We start from the raw sequence: 11,012 nt of genomic DNA on the forward strand, positions 1-11,012 counted from the left end.
CTGTCAGCCAAGGTAGCTAGGCTGACGCGCGGGCGCCACATTTGATGGAGGTTTGCGGATGTCGGCTCGGCGGCTCGATGCCTCCGCGCTACGGGACTGGGCGCATGCCGCCGTCGGCGACCTGATTTCGCACACCGACGAGATCAACCGGCTCAACGTGTTCCCGGTCGCTGACGCCGATACCGGGACAAACATGCTGTTCACGATGCGTTCGGCGTGGGCGCAGGCCGATGCGCACGCCGACAGCGACGACGTCGTGGCGGTCGCCGCGGCGCTGGCCGCCGGCGCGCTGCACGGCGCCAGGGGCAACTCCGGGGTCATCCTGAGCCAGATCCTGCGCGGCCTCGCCGACGTGGTTGTCTCGGTCGCGGCCGACCGCGGCGCGCTGGCCGACGTCGACGGCCACATCTTCGGGGCGGCCCTGCGTCACGCGGTCGGTCTGGTGGTCGCGTCGATGGGCGAACCCGTGCCCGGCACCATCGTCTCGGTGCTGCAGGACGCGGCGGGCGCGGCCGAACATGCGGGCGGTGACGGCGCCGACCTCGCCGAGGTGGTGTCGGCGGCCGCCGACGCCGCGGCCGTCGCACTGGACAAGACGACGACGCAACTCGATGTGCTGGCCGAGGCCGGCGTGGTGGACGCCGGCGGCCGCGGGCTGCTGGTACTGCTTGACGCGATGAGCAGGACCTTGACCGGGCGGGCGCCGCAGCGACACGAATACGTGCCGTCGCCTCGCACGGCCACCGTCACGACGGCCACCGTCGCCGCGCCGCAATTCGAGGTGATGTACCTGCTGAACGGCTGCGACGCCCGCGGCGTCGAGACGCTCCGCGAGCGGCTGGATCAGCTTGGCGAATCCGTGGCCATCGCGGCGTCGGCGGGCGGTGACGGCCACTACTCGGTGCATGTGCACGCCGACGACGCCGGTGCCGCCGTGGAAGCGGCGCTGTCGGTCGGGATTCCGAGCCGCATCCAGATCACCTCACTGTCGGCCGGTTCCACCGCGCGGCCTGCCGGTGGGTGGAGTCGCGAGCGCGCGGTGCTCGCGGTCGTCGATGGTGACGGCGCCGCGGACCTGTTCGCAGGCGAGGGCGCGCACGTGCTGCGCCAGGAACCCGACGCGCCGGTGAGCGCCAAGCAACTGCTGCACGCGCTGGTCAACACCGGCGCCGCGCAGATCATGGTGTTGCCCAACGGGTACGTCGCCGCGGAAGAACTCGTCGCGGGATGCACCGCGGCGATCGGCTGGGGCATCGACGTCGTCCCGGTGCCCGCCGGGTCGATGGTGCAGGGGCTGGCCGCACTCGCGGTGCACGACGCCGAGCGGCAGGCAGTCGACGACGGCTACACCATGGCGCGCGCCGCCGCGAGCGCCCGGCACGGGTCGGTGCGGGTGGCCACCGAGGAGGCGCTGACGTGGGCTGGCACCTGTAAACCGGGCGACGGGTTGGCCATCGCGGGCGACGAGGTGCTGATCGTCGGCGCCGATATCGCCGAGGCGGCCGCGGGCCTGATCGACCTGCTGCTGGCGTCGGGCGGCGAACTGGTGACAGTGCTGACGGGTGTGGGCGTCGACGCCAGTGTCGGCGACGCCCTGCAGCTGCACGCGCACCACAGGCATCCGGGCACCGAACTGGTCACCTATCACACCGACCACCGCGGCGACGCGCTGCTGATCGGGGTGGAATAGCCGTGGCCACGCTCACCGATCGGCTGGAGTATGTCCTCGGCAAGAAGGCGGCGGGACCGCTCGAAGAGCACTTCGGCATCCGCACGGTCAACGATCTGCTGCGGCACTATCCACGGAAATACAGCGACGGGTTGACGGTGCTCGACGAGTTCGAGGAACTCGAAGAGGGTGACCACGTCACGTTCGTCGACGTCATCACCAAAGCGGAAACCAGGTGGACCAACCGCACGCCCAAGCGGGAGTACCTCGTCGTCACAATCGGTGACCGGCGCCCCAAAGTGACAGCGACGTTCTTCAACGCCAGATTCCTCAAGAAACAACTCGTCAAGGACACCCGGCTGATGCTCTCCGGCGAAGTCGGGTACTTCAAGGGCACACTGCAGCTCACGCATCCGGCGTTCTACGTTCTCGAATCACCCACTGGTGGCAGGAGCATCGGCACCAAGTCGCTGCGGACCATCGCCGACGCATCGGGTGCCAGTGGCGACGACGTTTTGTCGGTGTTCGAGCGCGAGTTCTTTCCGATCTACCCGGCCAACAGCAAGGTGCAGAGCTGGGACATCTACGCCTGTGTGCGACAGGTGCTTGCCGTGCTCGACCCCATCGCCGAGCCGCTGCCGAAATCGATTCTGCAGCAACGCAATCTGATATCCGAAGACGAGGCGTTGCGTGCCATCCACACTGCGGAGAACGCCTTGGAGCGCGAGCGTGCCGAAGCGCGGCTGACTTTCGACGAAGCGGTCGGCTTGCAGTGGGCGTTGGTGGAGCGGCGGCACGGCGAACTGGGCGAAACCGGTCCGGTCGCCGAACCGGTCAGCGGCGGACTGCTGGCCGCCATGCGTGAGCGGATGCCGTTCGAATTGACGCAGGGCCAAAACGAAGTGCTCGAGGTGCTGTCGGCCGAAATGTCGGACAGCAGACCGATGAACCGCATGCTGCAGGGGGAGGTCGGTTCTGGCAAGACCATCGTGTCGGTGCTAGCCATGCTGCAGATGGTCGACGCGGGATACCAGTGCGCGCTGCTGGCGCCGACGGAAGTCCTTGCCGCCCAACACGCCCGGTCCATCCGCGATGTGCTCGGCCCGCTGGCGATGGCCGGTCAGTTGGGTGGCGCCGAGCGCGCCACCCGCGTCGCGCTGTTGACCGGGTCGATGTCGGCCCCGCAGAAGCGGGCGGTGCGCGACGAGATCGCCGCGGGGGAGGCCGGCATCGTGATCGGGACGCACGCACTGCTCCAGGAGGCGGTGGAGTTCCAGCGGCTGGGCATGGTCGTCGTCGACGAACAACACCGGTTCGGGGTGGAGCAACGAGATCGGTTACGCGCCAAGGCTCCCGAGGGTTTGACACCGCACCTGCTGGTGATGACGGCGACGCCGATCCCGCGTACCGTCGCGCTGACCTACTTCGGTGATCTCGAAACGTCGACATTGCGTGAGTTGCCGCGCGGACGTCAGCCGATCGCGACCAACGCCATCTTCGTCAGAGAGAAGCCTGCGTGGCTGGAACGGGCCTGGCAGCGGGTCATCGAAGAAGTTCGCGCGGGTCGACAGGCCTACGTGGTGGCATCGCGTATCGACGACACCGACAAACCCGCGAAGAACGAGCAGGGTCCGCCCGCCACCACGGTGGTCAAGTTGTTCGACCAACTGCGCCACGGCCAACTGTCCGGCCTTCGCCTCGGCTTGATGCACGGCCGACTGCCCAGCGACGAGAAGGACGCGGTGATGGCCGACTTCCGGGCAGGCAACATCGATGTGCTGGTCTGCACCACCGTCATCGAAGTCGGCGTGGACGTGCCGAATGCGACGGCGATGGTCGTCGTCGACGCCGACCGGTTCGGCATCAGCCAACTGCACCAGCTTCGCGGCCGCATCGGCCGCGGTCAGCATCCGAGCCTTTGCCTGCTGGCCACCCAGCTGCCGGAATCGTCGAAAGCCGGGGCCCGGCTGAAGGCGGTGGCGGGCACGTTGGACGGCTTCAAGCTCGCCGACCTCGACCTCGAGGAGCGCCAGGAAGGAGATGTGTTGGGCTACAGCCAATCCGGGCGGCCCATCACGCTGCGTTTCCTGTCGTTGTCCAAACATCTGGAGATCATTCTCGCCGCGCGCGAGTTCTGCTTGCAGTTCTACGAACAACAGCCGGCGCATCCTGGGATGGCGGTGCTGGCCGCGCCGTTCACCAACGCCGACCGGGTCGAGTTCCTGGACAAGACGTGAGTCGGGGCAGGCTGGTCTGGCTGGCGCTCGTCGTCGTGTTGGCGGTGGTGGTCGCCGTCCAGACGGTGACGGCCACCGACCGGAGCTCGTTCGTCGCGGAGGCCGACATACCCACCGTGGCACCGGGTGTCGACGTGCTTGCCGGCATCCCGGTCGTGCCGATACGGATCCGCAGCCACGACTACCGCCGCGACGCGTTCGGCGACTCCTGGACCGACGACAACTCCGCACCCGGCGGGCACAACGGCTGTGACACCCGCAACGACATCCTCGACCGCGATCTGACCGACAAGACGTATGTGTCGATCAAGCGGTGCCCCACCGCCGTCGCCACCGGCACGCTGCACGACCCGTACACCAACGACACCATCGCGTTCACGCGTGGCGCGCAGGTCGGCGCGGCGGTGCAGATCGACCACATCGTCCCGTTGGCGTTCGCGTGGGACCTCGGCGCCCGCGCCTGGACACCGGACGTGCGGTTGCGCTTCGCCAACGACCCCGCGAATCTGCTTGCGGTCGAAGGGCAGGCCAATCAGGACAAGGGCGACAAGGAACCGGCGGTGTGGATGCCGCCGAACGTCGCGTTTCGCTGCCAGTACGCGATGCAGTTCATCGCGGTGTTGCGCGGCTACGCGCTGCCGATCGATGCGCCGTCCGCGCAGGCGCTGCGGCAGGCCGCGGACACCTGCCCCAAGGGCTGACCCTTTTCCGGCGAGCAGACGCAAAATTGCCCAATTTCGCCGAAAAATAGGCGATTTTGCGTCTGCTCGCGGTGCACAGACTAGGGCACCTTGGGTTTGATCTCCTCGATCACCCACTGCAGGTAGTCCAGGTAGGCGTCGACGTCGGGCACCGGCGGAATCGGCACACCGGTGATCGTGACACCCAATTCGGAGAACCAGCCGAGTTGGTCGACGATCTCGTCGGCGCTCATGCCCGGCCGCTGGGTGGGGTCGTCGACGACGACGTGGCCCTCACCGATCTGCGACACCCCGAGGCCGTACAGCACCTCGAACGGCCTGCCGTCGTAGCCGGGTTGCGACTTGATGAAGTCGAGCTTCGCCGGTATCTCGGCGGGCGGCGTCAGCCACGGGAACCACCCCGACGCATACTTGGCCGCTCGTTTCAGCATCGGCTCGGCGTCACCGCCGATCCAGATCGGCACATGCGGCTTCTGAACCGGCTTCGGTTCGAAGGTCACGTCTTTGAAAGAGACGTACTTGCCGTCGAATTCCGGGGTGTCGCTGGTCCACAACTCGATGATCGCCGCGAGGTATTCGTCGGCCATCCGGCCCCGCTCACGGAACGGCACGCCGAGGACCTTGAATTCCTCGGCGTCCCAACCCACCCCGAACGTGACACCGATGCGACCATTGCTCATCCAGTCGGCAGTGGAGATGGCCTTGGCCATCACCACCGGGTGCTGCACCGGCAGCAACGTGACGCTGGAGACGAGCCGAATGCGTTGCGTCGCACCGGCCAGGAAGGCCTGCGCGACGGTGGAGTGGAAGTAGTGCGGCCCGGACAGTTCGACGTGGGAGTTCGACACCACGAAGTGTTCCGGGATCGGGATCATGTCGTAGCCGAGTTCTTCCGCGCGCCTGGCGACCCTGATCTGATCGGCGCCTGTCACGTCGGCCTCGAAGGGTTGCGCCAGCGCCATGACGCGGGCGGTGTTGGGCATCGTCAGGGAAAACTTCATGGCGCACTGTGCCTTTCGATCGACGCGACCTTGTCAGCCAATCGGCCTGCCTTCTTGCGGGGGAGGTGTCCGGCCTCGACCATCCAGCGGATGGTGTCGGTGAACGTGTCGTCGGGGCAGCGGAACCGCAGGCCCGACGTTGCGTAGAAGCGGCTGGAATCCGCAGGCGGCCACTGCGTGTTGATGGCCATCGCTTCGGCGGAGATCTGAGTGTCGAAGGGCACCAACGTCTTCACCGCGTCCGCGGCGACGCCCACCGCACGCAGCACCCGCGCAGGAACGCGGGGACTGAACAGCCGCCTGCCCAGCACCGCCTCGAGGTGCCGCCGCAGATCGTCCCAGGGCAAGAAGTGGCCGCCGACGATATAGCGCGCGTCCTCGAAATCAGCGGCGAGCGGATGTTCCAGCAGCCACACGTGCGCGGCGGCGAGGTCGCGCACATCTACACATTGAAATCCGGTTGTGCTGCGCGGCAGCGCCTTTCCGACGAACGTCGGCAACGCCCGGTTGGCCGCACTCAGTTTGGGATCGTCAGGGCCGATGACTGCCGTCGGATAGGTGATCTGCAGCGGCGTGCCGCGGCGCTGGAATCCGCGGGCGACGACTTCGCTGTCGCGCTTCGACCTCGCATAGGGGTCGCACACGTCGGCCAGCGGAGTGTCCTCGTCGACGCGCGGTGCCCCCGGGTGGAAGAACACCATGACGCTGGAGACGTAGACGAGGTTGCGGATGCCCGCCTCGCACGCCGCGCAGAGCACCGCCGTGGTCCCCCCGACGTTGGTGTCGTACATCTCGCGCGCCCTGCGGGGGTCGACGGACACCGTTGCGGCGGCGTGCAAGACGGCGTCGCAACCGGCCATCGCGCGGGTCAGCGCGCCGGTGTCACCGAGACTCGCAGTGACGCAACACGAGATATGGCGCCCGCGCGCATCGAACCAGGCGCGCGCGGCCCCCTCGTCACGGACCAACAACCGCAATTCGTGGCCCGCTGCGAGCAGCGCCAGCGCGCTGTGGGCGCCCACGAAACCCGTCGCTCCGGTGCAGAAGACCTTCATGCGGTGCCGATCCGTAAAGCTGCTTCAGATGCCTCCTCAGCAATCGTGATCGCGCGCAGAAGCGCCGAATAGAGTAAGCGCGTACTCGTATTCGGGGCCGGGAAAACCGGTTACGTACCCGTGTAGGTCTCGGGGTCCGGACGGAAGCGGGTGCCGTCGTCGAGGCCGTTCAGCGTGGCCATCTGCTCCTCGGTCAATTCGAAGTCGAACACCTCGAGATTCGACTTGATGCGCTCCGGGTTCGACGAGCGGGGGATGACGACGTTGCCGAGCTGAATGCTCCAGCGGATCAACACCTGTGCGGGAGTCTTGCCGTGTGCCTCGGCGACGCCTGCGATGGTCGGATTGTCCAGCAGCTTGCCGACGCCCAGCGGACCGTAGGCCTCGGTCACGATGCCGTATTCGGCGTTGATCCTCCGCAGCTCCGCCTGGTTGAGCAGCGGGTGCAATTCGATCTGGTTGATCGCCGGGGTGAAGAAGGACAGGTCGATGACGTTGGACAGATGCTCTTCGTGGAAGTTGGCCACGCCGATCGACCGGGTGTCGCCGTCCTCCCTGCGCTTCATCATCCCGCCCCAGCTGTCGACGTACTTGCCCTGCTCGCCTGCGGGCCAATGGATGAGGTAGAGGTCGACGTAGTCCAGGCCGAGCCGCTCGAGGCTGGCCGTGAGCGCGTCCTGCGACGACTGGAAGCCCAGATCAGGCGTGGCCAGCTTCGTCGTGACGAACAGCTCCTCACGCGGCACGCCCGAGGAGGCGATGGCCCGGCCGACGGCTTCCTCGTTGCCGTAGGCCGCCGCGGTGTCGATCAGCCGGTAGCCGGCCTCCAGCGCCGCCGTCACCGCCTGCTCGGTCTGCGCATCCGATAATTCGCCGACCCCGAGGCCGATCACCGGCATCGTGTTGTCGTCGTTGAGCGTGACAGTGGGAATCGCAGCCGGCGTCATAACACCTATCCTGTGAAGTTGAATGTCCTTGGATCGGGACCCAGTCGCGTTCCGTCGCCGAGCGAAGAGATGGACGCCATGTCCTGCTCGCTCAGCTCGAAATCGAACACGTCGAAGTTACTCACAATTCGCTCGGGGGTCACCGACTTCGGGATGACTATATTGCCGAGTTGGATATGCCACCTAATCAGTACCTGGGCTGGCGTTTTGCGGTGGCTGTCGGCGACGCCCGTCACCGTCGCGTTGCTCAACAGCGATCCCTGCCCGAGAGGGCTCCACGCTTCGGTCGCGATGCCCAGTTGAGCATGCACCTCACGCAACTCCTGTTGCTGCAGCAGCGGATGCAGTTCGATCTGGTTGACCGAGGGCACGATCCCGGTGGCGTCGATCAGGATCCGCAGGTGTTCGGGCTCGAAGTTGCTCACCCCGATCGACCGGATGCGGCCCTGGTCGCGGAGGTGGGCGAAGGCCTTGAAGGTGTCGACGAACGCGTTCTTCGCGGGCATCGGCCAGTGGATCAGGTACAGATCCAGGTAGTCCATCCCGAGGCGTTCCATGCTGGCGTCGAACGCGGCAAGCGTGCTGTCGTAGCCCTGGTCGGCGTTCCACAGCTTGGTGGTGACGAAGACGTCTGCTCGCGGCAGACCGGATGCCGCGACCGCCTTACCGACCTCGCGCTCGTTGAAGTAACCTGCGGCCGTGTCCACGTGGCGATACCCGGCCTCCAGCGCGGTCGCGACGGCACGCTCCGTTTCTTCCGGCGGCGTCTGCCAGACACCAAGCCCCACCTGAGGCATCGAAGTTCCGTCGTTGAGCGTGATCAAGGGAGCAGCCATGACTCAAAGTCTGCCAGCACCGGCGACGGCCCGCGTCGCGGCGCGGCCCGCCAAGCCGCCGATCGTCAACGCGGTCGCCGCCGCCACGTTGCGGGCACTGCCCCGGACCCCGGATGCGGTGAAACGCGTTCTGCTGGGCGGGCGTTCGATCACGATCGACGGCAACACGCTGGACACGACGCTGCAGTTGTTGCTCGCCGGGATGACGGTCACCGGCCTCAACCGTCTCATCGCCGACCCGGACGTCGCGGTGGCGAGGGCACAGTTGCGCGTCACCGCCGCCGGCTTCAAGCAGAACATCCCCGTCGCGTCGGTGACCAATCTCTCGATTCCCGGGCCTGCCTGCCCGATCGGCGCGCGGCATTACCGGCCCGTCGACGGTGACGGCGAACCGTTGCTGGTCTTCTATCACGGCGGCGGTCAGGTCATCGGCGACCTCGACGTGTACGACGACGTGTGCCGGCTCATCTGCCGCGACGGCCGGCTGCACGTGTTGTCGGTGGATTACCGCCTCGCGCCCGAGCACAAGGCGCCCGCCGGATCCGACGACGCCTACGCCGCGTTTCGATGGGCCCTCGATCACGCCGGCGCACTGGGCGCCGACCCGGGCCGGGTGGCCGTCGGTGGTGACAGCGCAGGAGGCAACCTCGCCGCCCTGGTGTCGCTGCGGGCGCGCGACGAGGGCGCCCCGTTGCCGGCGTTGCAGTTCCTGCTCTATCCGGTGACCGATTACAGCGGCGACACCCGCTCCAAGACACTGTTCGCCGACGGGTTCTTCCTGACCAAGCACGATCTGGACTTCTGCAGGAAGCAATTCCTGGACGGCGCCGCCGTCGACGCCACCGATCCGCGGGTCTCTCCGCTGCTCGCCGACGACTTCTCCGGTCTGCCGCCCGCACTGCTGCTGACCGCGGGCTTCGACCCGCTGCGCGACGAGGGCAGGCAGTACGCGGACGCGCTGCGTCAGGCTGGTGTGCCGGTCGATTTCCGCGAGTTCGGTTCCCTCGTTCACGCATTCGCCAATTTCTTCCCGCTCGGCGGCGGCAGCGCGGCGGCGATGACCGAAACCGTCTCTGCCCTGCGGGCTCATCTCGCCCGCGCCTGAAATCCCCGCTGTACGCCGCCGGTACTCTTGACCCGTGGCGACCAAACCCAAGAAACAAGCCAGCTACGACCTGAAGGCGGCCGACCGCAAGCGCAACCTGGCGATCCAGATCGGGCTGACCTCGATCGTGGTGATCTTCGCCGTCGTGCTGGTGGGCTACATCGTCTTGTCCAACGACAAGAAGCCCCAGTCCGGTGAGACCAAGGCCGTCCGCGTGGCGTCGAGCAACGTCATCAAGAAGGAAGGCAGCGACGATCCCAAGGTCGTGCTGTCCATGTACGAAGACTTCCTCTGCCCGCACTGCGGCGTGTTCGAGCAGCAGTTCGGGCCGACGGTGAACAAGCTCATCGACACCGGTGCGGTGGCCGCCGACTACTACATGGTCGCGATCCTCGACCGCCAGGGTGACGGCTATTCGTCCCGCGCCGCGAACGCCGCCTATTGCGTCGCCGACGAATCCAACGAAGCCTTCCGCCGGTTCCACGCCGCGCTGTTCGCCCAGCAGCCCCAGGAGGGCGCGGCCTCGTATCCGGACAACGCGCGGCTGATCGAGATCGCCCGTCAGGCCGGTGTCACAGGCAAGGTGCCGGACTGCATCAACAAGGGCCGCTACACCGAGATGGCGCAGGGCCTGGCCCAGGCCGCGGGGATCCAGGCGACGCCGACCATCAAGATCAACGGGGAGGAATACTCGCCGACGACGCCCGATGCGTTGGTCGCCAAGGTCAAGGAGATCGTCGGCAACGTGCCCGGTCTCGACGGCGCCGCACCGCCCGCCCAGGCTCCCGCACCAGCACAGGCTCCGGCACCCGCGCCATGACCGCGACCGCGCCTAGCGACGTCGAGCCGACCCCGGCCGCGGCGGATCCGCCGAACCGGGTGCCGGTGCGCAGGGCGAGTGCGGTCTGGATCCTGATCGCGGGCGTGGTCGGCCTCGCCGCAGCGCTCACGCTGACGGTCGAGAAGATCGAAATCCTGATCAACCCGGCCTACGTCCCGTCGTGCAGCATCAACCCCGTCCTGTCGTGCGGTTCGGTGATGGTCACCCCGCAGGCGTCGGCGTTCGGCTTCCCCAACCCGCTGATCGGCATCGTCGCCTTCACGGTCGTGGTGGTGACCGGGGTGCTCGCGCTGGCGAATGTGCGGCTGCCGCGCTGGTACTGGGCGGGCCTGGCGGGCTGCACGCTGCTGGGCGTGGTGTTCGTGCATTGGCTGATCTTCCAGAGCCTGTACCGCATCGGCGCGCTGTGCCCGTACTGCATGGCGGTGTGGGCGGTGACCATCACGCTGTTCTGCGTGGTCGCCTCGATCGCGCTGCAACCGCTGCAGTCGAATGCGGTCGCCAGGGTGGTCTACACGTGGCGGTGGTCGCTGGTCGCGCTGTGGTTCACCGCGCTGATCCTGATGATTCTGGTGCGCTTCTGGGACTACTGGTCCACCCTGCTCTGACCGCGGGACATC

10 protein-coding genes are annotated in these 11,012 nt (G+C 67.2%); 6 read left to right on the plus strand and 4 right to left on the minus strand.

All coding sequences use genetic code 11. The features are described from left to right. Positions 1-58 precede the first annotated feature (58 nt). The 3 genes from C1A30_RS16170 to C1A30_RS16180 are packed head-to-tail and all read left to right on the plus strand — an operon-like array spanning position 59 to position 4,607. The gene (locus C1A30_RS16170; protein ID WP_101949229.1) at positions 59-1,690 is read left to right on the plus strand and encodes a DAK2 domain-containing protein; all 1,632 of its coding nucleotides are present in this window, start codon (positions 59-61) and stop codon (positions 1,688-1,690) included. 2 nt (positions 1,691-1,692) lie between these two features. Beyond that, a complete protein-coding gene (recG, locus tag C1A30_RS16175; RefSeq protein ID WP_101949230.1) occupies positions 1,693-3,906 on the plus strand; it encodes an ATP-dependent DNA helicase RecG in 2,214 nt (737 codons plus the stop codon). Next, entirely contained in the window at positions 3,903-4,607 is a 705-nt protein-coding gene (locus C1A30_RS16180) for an HNH endonuclease family protein (RefSeq protein ID WP_101949231.1), read from the plus strand. Before recG ends, C1A30_RS16180 begins: the two co-directional genes overlap by 4 nt. An 80-nt stretch (positions 4,608-4,687) precedes the next feature. Here the strand turns inward: C1A30_RS16180 and C1A30_RS16185 are convergent, their stop codons facing one another. The 4 genes from C1A30_RS16185 to C1A30_RS16200 form a co-directional block, all read right to left on the minus strand. Then, entirely contained in the window at positions 4,688-5,608 is a 921-nt protein-coding gene (locus C1A30_RS16185) for a TIGR03619 family F420-dependent LLM class oxidoreductase (RefSeq protein WP_101949232.1), read from the minus strand. Next, the gene (locus C1A30_RS16190) at positions 5,605-6,663 is read right to left on the minus strand and encodes an NAD-dependent epimerase/dehydratase family protein (protein WP_101949233.1); all 1,059 of its coding nucleotides are present in this window, start codon (positions 6,661-6,663) and stop codon (positions 5,605-5,607) included. Before C1A30_RS16190 ends, C1A30_RS16185 begins: the two co-directional genes overlap by 4 nt. Before the next feature lie 110 nt (positions 6,664-6,773). Beyond that, a complete protein-coding gene (locus C1A30_RS16195) occupies positions 6,774-7,610 on the minus strand; it encodes an aldo/keto reductase (protein ID WP_101949234.1) in 837 nt (278 codons plus the stop codon). Positions 7,611-7,615: 5 nt separating this feature from the next. Further along, positions 7,616-8,446 (minus strand): aldo/keto reductase, encoded by an 831-nt coding sequence (locus C1A30_RS16200; protein WP_101949235.1) that lies wholly within the window; start codon positions 8,444-8,446, stop codon positions 7,616-7,618. On the opposite strand from C1A30_RS16200, the gene C1A30_RS16205 reads away from it, so the two are divergent. From C1A30_RS16205 to C1A30_RS16215, 3 genes are read left to right on the plus strand one after another with little or no spacing between them, the layout of a single operon-like run. Then, entirely contained in the window at positions 8,445-9,551 is a 1,107-nt protein-coding gene (locus C1A30_RS16205; RefSeq protein ID WP_101949236.1) for an alpha/beta hydrolase, read from the plus strand. The two genes, C1A30_RS16200 and C1A30_RS16205, sit on opposite strands and share 2 nt — an antisense overlap. Before the next feature lie 34 nt (positions 9,552-9,585). Beyond that, a complete protein-coding gene (locus tag C1A30_RS16210) occupies positions 9,586-10,371 on the plus strand; it encodes a thioredoxin domain-containing protein (protein ID WP_101949237.1) in 786 nt (261 codons plus the stop codon). Continuing rightward, positions 10,368-11,000, plus strand: coding sequence for a vitamin K epoxide reductase family protein (locus tag C1A30_RS16215; RefSeq protein ID WP_101949238.1), 633 nt, complete (start codon positions 10,368-10,370; stop codon positions 10,998-11,000). Before C1A30_RS16210 ends, C1A30_RS16215 begins: the two co-directional genes overlap by 4 nt. Positions 11,001-11,012: the final 12 nt, after the last annotated feature.

Source organism: Mycobacterium sp. 3519A (genome assembly GCF_900240945.1).
Lineage (GTDB): Bacteria > Actinomycetota > Actinomycetes > Mycobacteriales > Mycobacteriaceae > Mycobacterium.

Bases quoted from the DNA above. Each gene is read 5' to 3' on its own strand.
- C1A30_RS16215 (WP_101949238.1), top strand. From the start codon at position 10,368: ATGACCGCGACCGCGCCTAGCGACGTCGAGCCGACCCCGGCCGCGGCG.
- C1A30_RS16185 (WP_101949232.1), bottom strand. From the start codon at position 5,608: ATGAAGTTTTCCCTGACGATGCCCAACACCGCCCGCGTCATGGCGCTG.
- C1A30_RS16190 (WP_101949233.1), bottom strand. From the start codon at position 6,663: ATGAAGGTCTTCTGCACCGGAGCGACGGGTTTCGTGGGCGCCCACAGC.
- C1A30_RS16170 (WP_101949229.1), top strand. From the start codon at position 59: ATGTCGGCTCGGCGGCTCGATGCCTCCGCGCTACGGGACTGGGCGCAT.
- C1A30_RS16205 (WP_101949236.1), top strand. From the start codon at position 8,445: ATGACTCAAAGTCTGCCAGCACCGGCGACGGCCCGCGTCGCGGCGCGG.
- C1A30_RS16195 (WP_101949234.1), bottom strand. From the start codon at position 7,610: ATGACGCCGGCTGCGATTCCCACTGTCACGCTCAACGACGACAACACG.
- C1A30_RS16200 (WP_101949235.1), bottom strand. From the start codon at position 8,446: ATGGCTGCTCCCTTGATCACGCTCAACGACGGAACTTCGATGCCTCAG.